The following is a 14,909-nucleotide window of genomic DNA, read 5'->3' as shown; positions in this document are numbered from 1 at the left end:
ATGTTCGATCCTGGCTAAAATTGAACTTTGAGATAAGCGCAGATAAACGGTTCTCAATGTGGGAAAGGAAATCGAATTGTTGGGCGGCGGTATTACCAAGAGTGCCGGGGTTGCGTCTGTAGCGATCGTGTTGAATCTGGGCTCGGCGGCACCGGCGCTGGCTGCGCCCGAGGTGCAGGCATCGGCCCAGGCCACGATCAGTGAGCTGGAAGCACAAGGACTTCGGCCGATAGTCAACAAGATCGGTAACGCACCCATCGAGCAATGTACGGTGATCGCGGTGCGGGAGGGCACTGCTGTCAAGCACTCCTGGATACAGCGAGGCCCGACCGGGAACGTCGGAAATCTCATTCGCTATAAAACTGCGTATGTTGATCTCAACTGCAATCGATGAATGATGTCGAGGGAGTATTTGAACCACGATTTGCGGGCAGAATAGTGGAATAAACGGTCAATTACTCGATGCATATCGCGCAAGTTTGACGGCAATGAGCAAAGCCGGTCTTGCCTGTACATTTGCAACGAAGATTGACAAGCCCACGCGACACGCACGACATTTGTGAAAGTGTGCAGGCGCGTCTGATCAATCCTTGCTCCATCTCGACATCATCCACAGATCGCGATTGATCCACAGGCAGTCGGCGTGGCGGCATTTTCGCGGCGTTTCGGTCGGTGGCGGTGCCTAACGTCGCGGACATGGTCACTCAGACACCGGTCGACCGGGCGCAGCGGCGGCTGACCGCACAGCCAGGCGACGCGACGGAACCCGACGGAGAACCAGACCAGAACGACGACACCTCGCTGTCGCGATGGCTGCCCGACACGGTGTCAGGTGGGCCGGGGTGGCTGGCGACGGTGCGGGCCGACCCCGGGCGTGCTGGGGTGATCGCGCTTGCGGTGGTCGGCGTGGTCGCGGTCCTGGTGACCGTGATCGCGGTGCTCGGTGATGACAAGCCGCCCGTGACCGCGGCGAGACTGCCTCCGGTGCAGATGGTTTCGTCCAGCACACCGGGAGCGCCCGCACCCCCGGTGAAGGCCGAGGACGTCGTGGTCAGCGTCGCCGGCCTGGTCCACAAGCCGGGGCTGGTGACGCTCCCTGCCGGTGCGCGGATCGCCGACGCGGTCACCGCCGCCGGGGGAGCGCTGGCCGGCGCCGACCTCGTCGGCCTGAACATGGCTCGCAAGGTGGCCGACGGCGAGCAGATCCTGGTCGGCATCACCGCTCCGGTGGGTGCGCCGGCGGTGATGCGCAGTTCGGCAGGCGCGACGGCCGCACCGCCGGAGAAGGGGCCGTCCGGTGATGGAAGAGGCGCTGGCCCCAAAGGGCCGGTCGATCTGAACACCGCTACCGAGGAGCAGCTCGACGCGTTGCCCGGTATTGGTCCGGTCATGGCGAAAGCGATCGTGGCGTGGCGCGTGGCCAACGGCCGGTTCACGAGCGTTGATCAGCTGGGTGAGGTGGACGGCATCGGGCCGGGTCGGCTGGAGAAACTGCGTGAACTGGTCAAGGTGTGACGGGCAGTCCCGCGCCGGACGTCCCGGGCGTCGACCTGCGGTTGGTGCCGGCAGCCCTGACGTGCTGGACGGTGACCGCGGTCGGGCTGTGGTGGGGGCCGTGGGCGGCGCTGGCGGCGGTGGTGGTCGCGGTGGCAGGCGTCGTGGGAGTCGGGCTGCGAATGGGCGACGTGCGCTGGCGCGCAGTGCTCGCCGTGGCGGCGGTGGGGGCGGCCTTCGCGATCGTCGCGACGGTGCGTGTGCATGCGGTCGACACCCATCCGCTGGCTTCCCGGTTCGGCACCACCGTGACGGTCACGGTCACGCCATCGGAGTCCCCGAAGGCCATCCAGGGCGGCCGCCTGATGTTCACGGCCTCGTTGCAGAGGCTTCAGGACGTCGAATCATCAGGGCGGGTCATGGTTTTCGCGCCTGCTGTCGGGTATTCGGAGGTCGGTGTGGGCCGCCCGATGGCGTTCCGGGCCAGGGTCACCCGGCCCAAGAGACGCGACCTGTCCGTGGCTGTGCTGGCCGCGGTGGGACAGCCGCGGTTCGGGACGGCCTCGACCGGGCAGCGCGCGGCGGCGCACGTGCGGGCGGAATTCGGCAAGGCCGCTCGACTGGCGCTGCCGCCGGATCAGGCTGCGATGTTGCCGGGCCTGGTCCTGGGTGATGTGTCGGCGGTCGAGTCGGACACCACAGCGGACTTCCGGCGATCCGGACTGACGCATCTGACCGCGGTGTCGGGAGCGAACGTGACCATCGTGTGCGGCGCGGTTCTGCTGAGCGCGGCGCTGGTCGGGCCGCGGATCGCCGTGGCTTTGGCGGCGCTGACGCTGTTTGCGTTCGTCGTCATCGTGCAGCCGTCCCCGAGCGTATTGCGCGCTGCGGCAATGGGTTCGGTGATGCTGATGGGCCTGCTGGTGCATCGGCGCCGGCAGGCGATCCCAGCGTTGTCGGCAAGTGTGCTGGTGCTGATGGTGATCTCACCGGCGCTCGCCGTGGATGCGGGATTCGCGCTGTCGGTGGTGGCGACGGCGGGACTCGTGGTGATCGCGCCGGGTTGGTCGCGCCGGCTGGTGGGCCGCGGCTGGCCGAAGCCGGTCGCTGACGCGGTATGCGTGGCCGTTGCCGCGCAACTTGTGACGGCGCCGTTGGTGGCGGCGATATCGGGAAGCCTGAGTCTGGTTGCGGTGGCGGCCAATCTCCTTGTGGCTCCGGTTATTCCGCCCATCACCATTCTCGGTACCGCGGCTGCCGCGGTGGGCTGGTTCTGGCCTGCCGCGGCGCAACTGCTCATCCGGTTCACCGGGCCGGAACTATGGTGGCTCCTGCATGTCGCGCGGTGGAGTGCCGCGGTGCCCGGGGCGGCGGTGAGTGTCCCGTCGGGTTGGGGCGGCGCTCTCCTGCTCGGTACGACGACGGTGGGGGTGGCGCTGCTGCTGGCCGCGTGGCGTCGACGACGAGGAAATGCGATACGGCCGTGAACTCTGGCGCCGCGTTGCAGAATTATTGACGTGGACGACCATTCTCCTGACTCTGCGGCCGCGACGGTAGCGGCGCTCGAAGCGGCCGGCGTCGGGACCCTGATCGGCACCGTGGTCAACGCCGCGGGCCTGACGCAAGCGAAGGTGGTTCCGCTCAGCCGGGTGGCGGTGTTCGCTGACCACGGGCTGGGCACCAGCCCGACATGGCATGTGTTCGCCATTGACCAGACCGGCATCGTGGTGAGCGATCAGATCGGTGTGGTCGGGGACCGGCGGGTGCGCATCGACCTGGCGGGCCTACACCTCCTCGGCGACGGACTCGCCTGGGCGCCCGGGGCGTTCTTCACCCAGGACGGCAACCGAGACCCGCACTGCGGTCGCGGTGTGCTGCAACGGGTTACGCAGCGATTGGCGGCCGCCGGGTTGACGGCCTCCGTCGGGCATGAGGTCGAGTTCGTGGTCGTCGGCCCCGACGGCGCGCAGCTGCCGTCCGTTCTGTGGGCGCAGTACGGATTGGCCGGCGTGCTCGAATTCGAAGGGTTTGTCCGTGACGTGATGGACGCGACCGGCGCCGCAGGGGTGTCCATCGAACAGTTCCACCCTGAATACGGCGCGAACCAATTCGAGTTCTCGCTGGAACCGCGCGATCCGGTGGCCGCCGCCGATCAGCTGGTGCTCGCGCGGATCATCATCGGACGGGTGGCCCGCCGCCACGGCCTGCGGATCAGTCTGTCGCCAGTGCCTTTCGCCGGCAGCGTGGGTTCTGGTGCACATCAGCATTTTTCGTTGAATCATGATGGAGTGCCGGTGTTCTCCGGCGGTTCGGGGATGCGCGGGATGACACCGGCGGGCGAGGCCGCCGTGGCGGGGCTGCTGGCCGGTTTGCCTGGCGCGCAGGGGGTCTTGTGCGGCTCCATCGTGTCCGGGCTGCGCATCCAGCCGGGGAGCTGGTCCGGTGCCAACGTCTGCTGGGGTACCGAGAACAGAGAGGCCGCGGTGCGGTTCGTCAGCGCTGCATCCGGTAATCCGTACGGCGCCAATGTCGAGGTGAAGATCATCGACCCGTCGGCCAATCCGTATCTCGCGTCGGCAACCATCCTCGGGCTGGCGCTCGACGGCATCACCCGTGCACTGCCGCTGCCGCCCGAAGTCACCGTCGACCCGGGTTCCCTGACCGAAGCCGAACGCGAGCGCGCCGGTGTGGTGACACTGCCGGTGAAGCAGATCGAGGTTCTCGACGCGCTGCGCAGCAGCGATGTGGTCCGCGACATCCTCGGCAACGCGGCCACCGATGCCGTCCTCGGTGTGCGCGGCTACGAGCACCAGAACTACGGCGGCCTCTCCGACACCGAACTCGCCGAGAAGTTCCGTTTGGCTTGGAGTGTGTGAGTGCGTGCGAGGGCTTGTCAGCGCGCCATGAAACGATCAACGGGTGAGTGGATCGACCGAGGCGTTGCATCTGGTGCTGGGCGACGAGGAACTGCTGGTCGAGCGTGCTGTGGCGGCCGTGTTGCGCGATGCGCGTAAGCAGGCCGGCAACGGCGGGGCGATGAACAACGATGTGCCGGTCGACCGACTGCGTGCCGGCGACGTGTCCACCAGCGAGCTCGCCGAACTGCTGAGCCCGTCGCTGTTCGCCGAGGAACGCGTTGTGGTTCTGGAGTCCGCCGCCGAAGCCGGTAAGGACGCCGTCGCCCTCATCGCGGACGCCGCGGCCGACCTGCCGGGCGGCACCATGCTCGTCGTCGTGCACTCCGGTGGCGGCCGGGCCAAGGCGCTGGCGGATCAGCTCAAAAAGCTTGGCGCCGAGGTGCATCCGTGCGCCAAGATCACCAAGGCAGCCGAGCGTGCCGACTTCGTCCGCAAGGAATTCCGGTCGCTGAAGGTGAAGGTCAGTGACGACGCCATCAATGCCGTGCTCGACTCGGTCGGCTCGGACATCCGCGAATTGGCCGCGGCGTGCTCACAGCTGGTGGCCGACACCGGGGGGCAGATCGACGTGGCGGCCGTGCGCCGCTATCACTCCGGCAAGGCGGAGGTCAACGGCTTCGACATCGCCGACAAGGCCGTCTCGGGCGACGTCAGCGGTGTCGCCGAAGCCTTGCGCTGGGCGATGGCGGGCGGCGTCCCGCATGTGGTGCTGGCCGACGCACTGGCCGAGGCGGTGCACTCGATCGCGCGCGTCGGTGGCGTGTCGGGTGACCCGTACCGGTTGGCGGGGGAGCTGGGTATGCCGCCCTGGCGCGTGCAGAAGGCGCAGAAGCAGGCCCGGCGGTGGAACCGGGACACCGTGGCCGAGGCCTTGCGGGTGGTCGCGGCGCTGAACGCGGACGTCAAGGGTGTCGCGGCCAACGCGGACTACGCGTTGGAATCGGCGGTGCGCCGCGTCGCTGAGCTGGCCGACAGCTGAGCTGCCGAATGTGCCGCCAGAGCTGAGGCGGACACAACAAAACCGCGGCCCGATCAACGGGCCGCGGTTCCGCGAAAACTTACAGGCTCAGATCAGAGCTTGTTGAAGGCCAGGGTCAGCGCCGACTTCTTGTTGGCGGCCTGGTTCTTGTGGATGACACCCTTCGTGGCGGCCTTGTCCAGCTTGCGGTTGGTGGCGACGAGCAGCTCGCCGGCCTTGTCCTTCTCGCCCGCCTCGACGGCCTCACGGAAACCGCGGATGGCCGTACGCAGCGCCGACTTCACCGACTGGTTGCGCAGACGTGCGAGCTCGTTGGTGCGGATGCGCTTTTCCTGCGACTTGATGTTGGCCACGCGTGTCGTTCCTTCTAAATCTCAATTTGGGCATGCTCTGGGACGAGCATGCTCGGTCTTAAGTCTGCGCTCTTCGCCCGTCCACGGGCAGCGACTGTTCAGGTTACCAGCGTCCACGCGAAATCCCCAAAGCGCGGCGCCCGCGCACTGACTGGCGATGACCCGAGCATATCGGTGAATGCCAAGTTGCCCTGCCGAAACTGCCAGGTTGATGCAGCATGTCTGCCATGAGCCCACGGACATCGCACAGTGGCCCCGTACGGACGCGGCGCACCACACCAGGGAATCGCTACGACGGTGTGTTCGGCGGCTACGACGATGTCGACAGCTATGCCGATGCGTACGACGAGATGTTCGACGCCGACGGCGTCGTTCGCGGTCTCTACAAGGGTGTCTTCGCCGAGTTGGCGCCGTCCGACGCGTCCGAACTGGCGGCCCGGTCCGAAGCACTCGGCCGTGCGTTCACCGACCAGGGCATCACGTTCTCGCTGTCCGGTCAGGAGCGGCCGTTCCCGCTGGATCTGGTGCCCAGGGTCATCTCGGCCACCGAGTGGTCGAAGCTGGAAAAGGGCATCAAGCAGCGGGTGAAGGCGCTCGAGATGTATCTCGACGACGTCTACGGCGACCAGGAGATCCTGCGTGACGGCGTGATTCCACGCCGGTTGGTGACCTCGTGCGAGCACTTCCACCGGGAAGCCGCGGGCATCGTCCCGCCCAATGGTGTCCGCATCCACGTCGCGGGTATCGACCTCGTCCGCGACGACAAGGGCGACTTCCGGGTGCTCGAGGACAACCTGCGCTCGCCGTCCGGGGTGTCGTACGTCATGGAGAACCGGCGCACCATGGCGCGGGTCTTCCCCAACCTCTTCGCCACCCACCGGGTCCGGGCGGTCGGTGACTACTCGTCGCACCTGCTGCGGGCCTTGCGCAACGCCGCGGCATCGAACGAGGCGGACCCGACCGTGGTGGTTCTCACTCCGGGCGTCTACAACTCGGCCTACTTCGAGCACTCTCTGCTGGCCCGGCAGATGGGCGTCGAACTGGTCGAGGGCCGCGACCTGTTCTGCCGCGACAACGTCGTCTACATGCGCACCACCGAAGGCGAGCGCCAGGTGGACGTCATCTACCGCCGGATCGACGACATGTTCCTCGACCCCATGCAGTTCCGGCCCGACACGGTGCTCGGCGTCGCGGGACTGCTCAACGCGGCGCGGGCGGGCAACGTCGTCATCTCCAGCGCGGTGGGCAACGGGGTCGGTGACGACAAGCTGGTCTACACCTACGTGCCGACGATCATCGAGTACTACCTGGGCGAGAAGCCGCTACTGGCGAACGTGGACACCTACCGCTGTTGGCTCGACGAAGAGCGCGAGGAAGTGCTCGACCGGATTCGCGAACTGGTCATCAAACCGGTCGAAGGGTCCGGCGGCTACGGCATCGTCTTCGGGCCGGACGCCTCGGAGAAGGAGATCGCCGCGATCTCGAAGAAGGTCCGCGCCGACCCGCGCGGCTGGATCGCCCAACCGGTGGTCCAGCTCTCGACGGTGCCGACGCGGATCGGCGACAAGCTCGCCCCGCGGCACGTCGACCTGAGGCCGTTCGCGGTCAACGACGGCGACGACGTGTGGGTGTTGCCGGGCGGGCTGACCCGCGTGGCACTGCCCGAGGGCTCGCTGGTGGTCAACTCCAGCCAGGGCGGGGGATCGAAGGACACCTGGGTGCTGGCATCGCGGGCATCGACCGCCGACCGTGAACTCGCCGCCGCCGAAGTGGTCCGCGCGCTGCCGTCTGGCGGTCAGGCGGCCGATGACGGGCCCCCGCAGCAGGCCGTGCAAACCGCCCACCAACAGCAACAGCAACAGCAACAGCAACAGCAACAGCAACAGCAACAGGAGGTGATGTACTGATGTTGGCACGCAACGCGGAATCGCTGTACTGGATCGGCCGCTACGTCGAGCGGGCCGACGACACCGCCCGCATCTTGGACGTCACTGTGCACCAGTTGCTGGAGGACTCGAGCGTCGACCCCGACCTGGCGTCCCGAACATTGTTGCGGGTCTTGGGAATCGAACCACCTGCGGCGCCCTTGGACATGTGGTCGTTGACCGAATTGGTTGCGTTCGGCCGGGGTGACGGACAGAATTCGATCGTCGAGTCGATCTCGGCCGCGCGGGAAAATGCCCGCGGTGCAAGAGAAGTCACGTCCACCGAAATGTGGGAGTGCCTCAACACCACCTTCAACGCCCTGGCGGACCGCGAGCGGGCCGCCAGAAAGCTCGGGCCGCACGAATTCCTGAGCTTCGTGGAAGGACGCGCGGCGATGTTCGCCGGCCTGGCCGACTCGACGCTGTCGCGTGACGACGGCTACCGCTTCATGATGCTGGGCCGGGGGATCGAGCGCGTCGACATGACGGTGCGCCTGCTGCTGGCCCGCGTCGGTGACAGTGCGTCGTCGCCGGCATGGGTGACGGTGCTGCGCTCGGCCGGTGCCCACGACACCTATCTGCGCACCTACCGCGGCGTGCTGGACGCCGGCCGTGTCGTCGAATTCATGTTGTTGGACAGGCTGTTTCCGCGGTCGGTGTTCTACTCGCTCCGGGTGGCGGAGCGGCATCTGGATGAACTGCACCACCGGCCGCATGACCGGGTCGGCGCCACCGGGGAGGCGCAGCGCCTGCTCGGCCGGGCCCGCAGCGAGCTGGAGTTCCTGCGGCCGGGTCTGCTGCTGGACTCCCTGGAGGCGCGCCTGGCGGGTCTGCAACGCAGCTGCCGGGAAATCGGAGAGGCGTTGGCGCTGGAGTACTTTCACGCGGCGCCATGGGTCGCGTGGACCGACGCGGGCCACCCGGTGGCGGTCATCGAGGAAGGTGAGATCTGATATGTGGCGGCTCAGGGTTGTCCATGCCACGGGGTATGCCTACAAGTCACCGGTGACGGCGTCGTTCAACGAAGCTCGCTTGACGCCACGCTCGGACTCGCGGCAGAACGTCATCCTCAACCGGGTGGAGACCGTACCGGCCACCCGCTCGTACCGGTACATCGACTACTGGGGCACCGCGGTGACCACCTTCGATCTGCATGCGCCGCACACCGAACTGGAGGTGACGTCGTCGTCGGTCGTCGAGACCGACAAGGGCGAGATGCCTGCCGAACTGGTCACGTGGGACGACCTGGCCAGTGGCGGCGTGCGTGACCGATTCGACGAACTGCTCGTGCCGACCGCGTACACGCCGGTCAGCAAGCGGCTGCAGCGGGTCGGCCAGCGGATCATGAAGTACTACGACCCGCAGGAAGCGGTGACTGCCGCGGCGAACTGGGTCAACACCGAACTGGACTACGTCCCGGGCACCACTGGCGTGCATTCGTCCGGGCTGGACGCGCTGCGTGAAGGCAAGGGGGTGTGTCAGGACTTCGCGCACCTGACGCTGATCTTGTTGCGCACCATGGGTATTCCGGCGCGGTACGTGTCCGGCTACCTGCATCCGCAGCGCCGGGCCGAGGTCGGCGACACCATCGAAGGACAGAGCCACGCCTGGGTGCAGGCGTGGACCGGGGGCTGGTGGGACTACGACCCGACCAACGACGTCGAGATCAACGAGCAGTACGTGACCGTCGCAGTGGGACGGGACTATGCGGACGTCACACCGCTGAAGGGCATCTACTCGGGCGAGGGATCCACTGATCTGGATGTCGTCGTGGAGATCACCCGGCTGGCCTGAACCTGGGGGAGAGTGCCGAACCTCTCACCTTGACACGTTGTGTGACCTACCCCGCACTGTTGCATATGGCGCGGTTCGTTGCGCTATTTGCGTCACATACAGAACGTGGGGAGACACGTGGTGCTTGAGACGACCGACACGAGCCCCGCTGGAAAGGACGCCGAGGGCGTCGCCACCAGCACGCCGGAGTTCCGGCGCCGTTTTCTCATCAGGCTCACCGCTGTGCTCATCGGCGGCATGTTCCTCGATGGCTACATCCTCGGCATCATCGGGCCGGCGACCGTCCTGATCCAGTCCGACCTCGGCGTCAGCGATCTGTGGATCGGGCTGATTGCTGCCGGCACTCTTTTCGGCATCTTCGTCGGCGCCCCGATCGGCGGTTGGATGACCGATAAGTTCGGCCGCAAGCCCATGTTCCTCATCGACATGGGTTTGTTCGTGATCGCGTCGTTCCTGCAATTTTTTGTGGCGCTCGGTCAGTTCTTCATCACCTCAGCGCTTCAGTTGCTGATCATCCGTTTTCTGATGGGCATCGCGATCGGCGGCGAGTACTCGATCGGCTTCCCGCTGATGACCGAGTTCGCACCGGCGCGGCTGCGGGGCCGTCTGCTCGGCGCAACCCTGGTGGCCTGGTATGTGGGGTTCATGGTGGCGTTCATCGTCGCGCACGCCCTGATGGACGCGGAGGTGAACTGGCGGATCATCATCGGCTCCAGCACGGTGATCGCGTCTGGCTTGTTCCTGGCCCGCATCGGCCTTCCCGAATCGCCGCGCTGGTTGATCCAAAAGGGCAGGCGCAGAGAAGCGTTGGCCATCGCGAACAAGTACATGGACCTTTTCGAGGCCGCCGCCGTGACCCGCGAGAGCGAGGGCTGCGACAACAAGCGGGGAGTCGACGGCACGTTCGCGATGCTGTTCAATCGGGCCAACTGGAAGGCCACCCTGTTCACTTCCGGCTTCTGGTTCTGCGCGGTCACCCCGTACTTCGCCATCGCCACCTTCGCCGACAAGGTGCTCAAGCAGTACGGCATGGGCGAGGGCCTGGCGAGCGGGGTCGGCTTGTCGGCACTTGCCTGTCTCGGCGTCCTTGGCACCGCGCTGCTGCTCGACAAGCTCGGCCGGCGCGTGCTGTCGGTACCCACCCAATGGCTGTGTGCCGTGTTGTTGGCGCTGATCGCGCTGTGGAGCGGTGCGCCGGCGATGGCCGTGCTGGTGATGTTCTTCGCCTTCTCGTTCTTCAATGCCGGTTACACGACGCTCACCCAGGTTTATCCGGGGGAGGTGTTCCCGACCGAGGTTCGTGGCATCGGTACTGGCTTCGCGGCCGCATTCAGCCGGATCGGCGCGGGCATGGGCACGTTTCTGTTGCCGTGGTCGATCGCGCATCTGGGAATGTCGGTGAGCATGTTGGTCGCTGCCGGGGTCGCGTTTGTCGGGGCCGCGCTGTCGCAGTGGCTCGCGCCCGAGACTGCGGGCAAGAGCCTCGCGGAGACGGCGTCGACGTACTCACACTGATATCTGACAGGTGCGCTAAATCCCTTCTGTACGTGTGCGCCCGACTACCATTGGTGTGAGGTGTATCACGATCGGAGGCGCGCAATGCGGATCGCGGACGTACTGAGCAACAAGGGTGCCGCGGTAGCGACCATCGCCCCCGAAACCACGGTGTCCCAACTACTGGCCAGCCTGGCGGCGCTCAACATCGGAGCCATGGTGGTGGTCGGACCGGACGGCCTGGCCGGCATCGTGTCCGAACGCGACGTGGTCCGCGAGCTGCACAAGCGTGGCGGCGGCCTACTGGGCCAGCCGGTTTCGGAGATCATGACGACCGTTCTGGCGACCTGCACGCCGCGGGACACCGTTGACCACCTCGTGGTGCTGATGACCCAGAACCGGGTGCGGCACGTGCCCGTCCTCGACGACGGCCGGCTGGCCGGCATCGTCAGCATCGGCGACGTCGTCAAGACCCGGATGGAAGAGCTCGAGACCGAGCAGCAGCACTTGCAGGACTACATCACTCAGGGCGGCTGAATCTTCCATCAGCGTGACGGTTCGCGGCAAGCTGGCGGCATGCCTGAAATTCAGACCCGCGCGGCCACGCGTTCCGACGTCGGGGCTTTGTCGCACGCCCTCGCCCGCGCCTTCGCCGACGACCCGGTCATGGCATGGATGATTCCCGACGACCCAGCGCGTCGACGCCGATTGCCGCGCCTGTTCGCGGCGCTCGCCAAGTATCAGCATCTGGACCATGGCGGCATCGAGATCGCTTCGTCGGCGGACGGCATCGGCGCGGCGGCGTTGTGGGATCCCCCGGGGGCGTGGCAGCAGACGCGCCGCGACGAACTGCGGATCGCGCCCATCATGCTGCTGACGTTGGGCGCGGCCGTGCTGCGCGGGCAGGCGGCTTCCGAACTGATGAAGAAGCATCATCCTGAAGAGCCGCATTGGTATCTGGCGGTGATCGGCAGCGACCCTCTTGTTCGCGGCGGCGGGTTCGGCCAGGCCCTGATGAAGTCCCGGCTGGACCGGGTCGACGCCGAACATGCACCCGCGTATCTGGAGTCGAGCAACCCCGTGAACGTGCCGTATTACGAGCGGTTCGGATTCGAGGTCACCGGCGAGATGGTGCTGCCGAACGGCGGGCCCAGCCTGATTCCGATGTGGCGGCCGGCGCGATAAAGCGCACTGCGCGCACCGTCAGCGGCCGCGAGGGCGCCCAAAATGTACGCGGAACGCGGCGTATTGCGGTACAGACACGCACGCTCGCGGAAAGGGGCGGAAGGGGGCCTAGCTCCAGGAATAGCTGGCGCGGAGGCGGGCGGCGATGATCTCGAACTTATCGCGTTCGAGGACCGCGCCTTCGCGGCGGATGCCTTCCTCCGGCACGTCGAGCACGCGGTCGAGGCGCACCCAGCTGGCGCGTCCCTCGTAGTCCCAGCTGCCGGAGCCGATGCCGACCCAGTCGGGGTCGCCCTGGTGCCGGTCCTGGCTGGACAGCATCAGCCCCAGCAAGGTGCTGCGATCGCGGCCCACGACCAGCACCGGGCGGTCCTTGCCGCGGGTCGGGTCGTCTTCGTAGACGACCCAGGTCCAGACGATCTCGCCCGGATCGGCCTGGCCGTCCAGGTTGGGTGAGTAGACGATGCGCCGGGCGCGGTGCGCGGTGGGGACGATGTTCTCGGTGACCGGGCGTCCGGCGGTGATGGCCGCCTGAGGCTCCGTCGAAACCGCGCCGAGTGCGGTGAGACCCACCTCGATGCCGAACCGGATGCCCTGCTGGATGGTCCGGGACAACCCGTCGGGCTGCTGCAAGGTGCGGATGAGCTTGGGCGCCTCGTTGAACACCAATTGTTCCGCCAGACGCTGGAACGTCCTCCACTGCGACGCCATGCCATCGAGCATAGGGGAGTTTCGGGGCCGCGATTTAGCCGCCGGGGTCCTCGCTAGATACCCTGGTAGCCGCGCGTGATACGCGCAGACCCATCGTCACCAGGAGATTCCCATCAGCAGTTTCGCCGACAAGACGTTCACTGCGCCGGCGCAGATTCGGAACTTCTGCATCATCGCCCATATCGACCACGGCAAGTCCACCTTGGCCGACCGCATGCTGGGAATCACCGGTGTGGTCGCCGACCGGGACATGCGGGCCCAGTACCTGGACCGCATGGACATCGAGCGCGAGCGCGGTATCACCATCAAGGCGCAGAACGTGCGGCTGCCGTGGGAGGTCAACGGCGAGCAGTTCGTGCTGCATCTCATCGACACCCCGGGGCACGTCGACTTCACCTACGAGGTGTCGCGCGCACTGGAGGCCTGCGAGGGCGCCGTGCTGCTGGTCGACGCCGCCCAAGGCATCGAGGCGCAGACGCTGGCCAACCTGTACCTGGCGCTGGACCGGGACCTGACGATCATTCCGGTGCTCAACAAGATCGACCTGCCGGCCGCCGACCCCGATCGGTATGCCGGTGAGATCGCCCACATCATCGGTTGCGAACCGTCCGATGTGTTGCGCGTCTCCGGCAAGACGGGTGAGGGCGTGCGTGAGCTGCTCGACGAGGTGGTGCGGCTGATCCCGGCGCCCGTTGGCGATGCGGATGCGCCCGCGCGGGCCATGATCTTCGACTCGGTCTACGACATCTACCGCGGCGTGGTGACCTACGTGCGCGTCGTCGACGGCAAGCTCAATCCCCGCGAGAAGATCAAGATGATGTCCACCGGGGCGACGCACGAGCTGCTCGAGGTCGGCATCGTCTCGCCTGAGCCGAAGGCCTCCGACGGCCTCGGCGTGGGGGAAGTCGGCTATCTGATCACCGGTGTGAAGGACGTCCGCCAGTCCAAGGTGGGCGACACCGTGACGTCGGCCCGCCACGGTGCCACCGAAGCGCTGACCGGTTACCGCGAGCCCAAGCCCATGGTCTACTCGGGCCTGTACCCGGTCGACGGCTCGGACTATCCGGTGCTGCGGGAGGCGCTCGACAAGCTGCAGCTCAACGACGCCGCCCTGACCTACGAGCCGGAAACCTCTGTGGCGCTTGGCTTCGGGTTCCGCTGCGGCTTCCTCGGGTTGCTGCACATGGAGATCACCCGCGAACGCCTGGAGCGCGAGTTCAACCTCGACCTCATCTCGACGGCGCCCAACGTGGTGTACCGGGTGGTCAAAGAGGACAACACCGAGCTCGTCGTGACCAACCCGTCCATCTGGCCGGAGGGCAAGGTCCGCGCCGTCTACGAGCCGGTGGTGAAGACGACGGTCATCGCGCCCAGCGAATTCATCGGCACCATCATGGAGCTGTGCCAGCAGCGGCGCGGTGAGCTCGGCGGCATGGACTACCTGTCCCCGGAGCGCGTCGAGCTTCGCTACACCATGCCGCTCGGCGAGATCATCTTCGATTTCTTCGACTCACTGAAGTCGCGCACCCGCGGCTACGCCAGCCTGGACTACGAGGAGGCCGGCGAGCAGGAGGCCGACCTGGTGAAGGTCGACATCCTGCTGCAGGGCGAGGCCGTCGACGCGTTCTCGGCCATCGTCCACAAGGACGGTGCGGCCGCGTACGGCAACAAGATGACGACCAAGCTCAAGGAGCTGATCCCGCGTCAGCAGTTCGAGGTGCCGGTGCAGGCGGCCATCGGTTCGAGAATCATTGCCCGCGAGAACATTCGGGCCATCCGCAAAGACGTGCTCTCCAAGTGCTACGGCGGTGACATCACCCGTAAGCGCAAACTGCTGGAGAAGCAGAAGGAGGGCAAGAAGCGCATGAAGACCATCGGCCGGGTCGAGGTGCCGCAGGAAGCCTTCGTCGCGGCCCTGTCTTCCGACGCGGCGAGCGACAAGCCCAAGAAGTAGTGATTTGTGCACGATTTTCCGCGGCAGGTGGCTGTTGCGTTTTGTGTTGCGTGGTTGATGCACTCGGGTTTTGAGTGGGGTCGCGGCGTGTCATCTTCGGTT

At 66.5% G+C, this 14,909-nt stretch carries 14 protein-coding genes; 12 read left to right on the top strand and 2 right to left on the bottom strand.

Annotated features, from left to right (window positions below):
- Window positions 1-58 precede the first annotated feature (58 nt).
- From AC3WTE_RS22245 to holA, 5 genes are all read left to right on the top strand, one after another.
- Entirely contained in the window at window positions 59-394 is a 336-nt protein-coding gene (locus AC3WTE_RS22245; protein ID WP_492440982.1) for a hypothetical protein, read from the top strand.
- A gap of 302 nt (window positions 395-696) precedes the next feature.
- Window positions 697-1,515 (top strand): ComEA family DNA-binding protein, encoded by an 819-nt coding sequence (locus AC3WTE_RS22240; RefSeq protein ID WP_492440980.1) that lies wholly within the window; start codon window positions 697-699, stop codon window positions 1,513-1,515.
- Window positions 1,512-2,981 carry a ComEC/Rec2 family competence protein gene (locus AC3WTE_RS22235; RefSeq protein WP_492440979.1) on the top strand — a complete coding sequence of 490 codons (1,470 nt, stop codon included), beginning with the start codon at window positions 1,512-1,514 and terminating at the stop codon, window positions 2,979-2,981. The genes AC3WTE_RS22240 and AC3WTE_RS22235 overlap by 4 nt, the downstream gene beginning before the upstream one ends.
- Window positions 2,982-3,011: 30 nt before the next feature.
- The gene (locus AC3WTE_RS22230) at window positions 3,012-4,370 is read left to right on the top strand and encodes a type I glutamate--ammonia ligase (RefSeq protein WP_492440977.1); all 1,359 of its coding nucleotides are present in this window, start codon (window positions 3,012-3,014) and stop codon (window positions 4,368-4,370) included.
- 64 nt (window positions 4,371-4,434) lie between these two features.
- Window positions 4,435-5,391 (top strand): DNA polymerase III subunit delta, encoded by a 957-nt coding sequence (gene holA / locus AC3WTE_RS22225; protein WP_492441169.1) that lies wholly within the window; start codon window positions 4,435-4,437, stop codon window positions 5,389-5,391.
- A gap of 92 nt (window positions 5,392-5,483) precedes the next feature.
- Here holA and rpsT read toward each other — a convergent pair whose 3' ends face one another.
- Window positions 5,484-5,744 (bottom strand): 30S ribosomal protein S20, encoded by a 261-nt coding sequence (rpsT, locus tag AC3WTE_RS22220; protein ID WP_459369099.1) that lies wholly within the window; start codon window positions 5,742-5,744, stop codon window positions 5,484-5,486.
- A gap of 350 nt (window positions 5,745-6,094) precedes the next feature.
- Here rpsT and AC3WTE_RS22215 point away from each other — a divergent pair, with 350 nt between their 5' ends.
- The 6 genes from AC3WTE_RS22215 to AC3WTE_RS22190 all read left to right on the top strand — a co-directional run bounded on the left by AC3WTE_RS22215 (window position 6,095) and on the right by AC3WTE_RS22190 (window position 12,142).
- Entirely contained in the window at window positions 6,095-7,651 is a 1,557-nt protein-coding gene (locus AC3WTE_RS22215; RefSeq protein WP_492441167.1) for a circularly permuted type 2 ATP-grasp protein, read from the top strand.
- Window positions 7,651-8,622: an alpha-E domain-containing protein gene (locus AC3WTE_RS22210; protein WP_492440975.1), complete on the top strand. Its 972-nt coding sequence runs from the start codon at window positions 7,651-7,653 to the stop codon at window positions 8,620-8,622. Before AC3WTE_RS22215 ends, AC3WTE_RS22210 begins: the two co-directional genes overlap by 1 nt.
- Before the next feature lies 1 nt (window position 8,623).
- Complete coding sequence (locus AC3WTE_RS22205) at window positions 8,624-9,463, top strand: transglutaminase family protein (protein WP_492440973.1); 840 nt, start codon at window positions 8,624-8,626, stop codon at window positions 9,461-9,463.
- A gap of 237 nt (window positions 9,464-9,700) precedes the next feature.
- Window positions 9,701-10,978: an MFS transporter gene (locus AC3WTE_RS22200; protein WP_492441165.1), complete on the top strand. Its 1,278-nt coding sequence runs from the start codon at window positions 9,701-9,703 to the stop codon at window positions 10,976-10,978.
- Between the two features lie 84 nt (window positions 10,979-11,062).
- Window positions 11,063-11,494: a CBS domain-containing protein gene (locus tag AC3WTE_RS22195; protein WP_492440971.1), complete on the top strand. Its 432-nt coding sequence runs from the start codon at window positions 11,063-11,065 to the stop codon at window positions 11,492-11,494.
- A gap of 39 nt (window positions 11,495-11,533) precedes the next feature.
- Window positions 11,534-12,142 carry a GNAT family N-acetyltransferase gene (locus AC3WTE_RS22190; protein ID WP_492440969.1) on the top strand — a complete coding sequence of 203 codons (609 nt, stop codon included), beginning with the start codon at window positions 11,534-11,536 and terminating at the stop codon, window positions 12,140-12,142.
- A 108-nt stretch (window positions 12,143-12,250) separates the two neighbouring features.
- Here the strand turns inward: AC3WTE_RS22190 and AC3WTE_RS22185 are convergent, their stop codons facing one another.
- Entirely contained in the window at window positions 12,251-12,865 is a 615-nt protein-coding gene (locus tag AC3WTE_RS22185) for a type II toxin-antitoxin system PemK/MazF family toxin (RefSeq protein WP_492440967.1), read from the bottom strand.
- Window positions 12,866-12,959: 94 nt separating this feature from the next.
- Between AC3WTE_RS22185 and lepA the strand changes: the two genes are divergently transcribed.
- Window positions 12,960-14,807: a translation elongation factor 4 gene (gene lepA / locus AC3WTE_RS22180; RefSeq protein ID WP_492441163.1), complete on the top strand. Its 1,848-nt coding sequence runs from the start codon at window positions 12,960-12,962 to the stop codon at window positions 14,805-14,807.
- The last annotated feature ends 102 nt before the right edge of the window (window positions 14,808-14,909 follow it).

The organism is Mycobacterium sp. FW102-FHT13B02 (assembly GCF_058790275.1).
This window is presented reverse-complemented; position numbering and strand designations above follow the sequence as displayed.

Coding starts and splice junctions, on each gene's coding strand:
- AC3WTE_RS22240 (WP_492440980.1), top strand. CDS start 697: ATGGTCACTCAGACACCGGTCGACCGGGCGCAGCGGCGGCTGACCGCA.
- AC3WTE_RS22215 (WP_492441167.1), top strand. CDS start 6,095: ATGTTCGACGCCGACGGCGTCGTTCGCGGTCTCTACAAGGGTGTCTTC.
- AC3WTE_RS22210 (WP_492440975.1), top strand. CDS start 7,651: ATGTTGGCACGCAACGCGGAATCGCTGTACTGGATCGGCCGCTACGTC.
- AC3WTE_RS22205 (WP_492440973.1), top strand. CDS start 8,624: ATGTGGCGGCTCAGGGTTGTCCATGCCACGGGGTATGCCTACAAGTCA.
- AC3WTE_RS22200 (WP_492441165.1), top strand. CDS start 9,701: ATGTTCCTCGATGGCTACATCCTCGGCATCATCGGGCCGGCGACCGTC.
- AC3WTE_RS22195 (WP_492440971.1), top strand. CDS start 11,063: ATGCGGATCGCGGACGTACTGAGCAACAAGGGTGCCGCGGTAGCGACC.
- AC3WTE_RS22190 (WP_492440969.1), top strand. CDS start 11,534: ATGCCTGAAATTCAGACCCGCGCGGCCACGCGTTCCGACGTCGGGGCT.
- AC3WTE_RS22185 (WP_492440967.1), bottom strand. CDS start 12,865: ATGCTCGATGGCATGGCGTCGCAGTGGAGGACGTTCCAGCGTCTGGCG.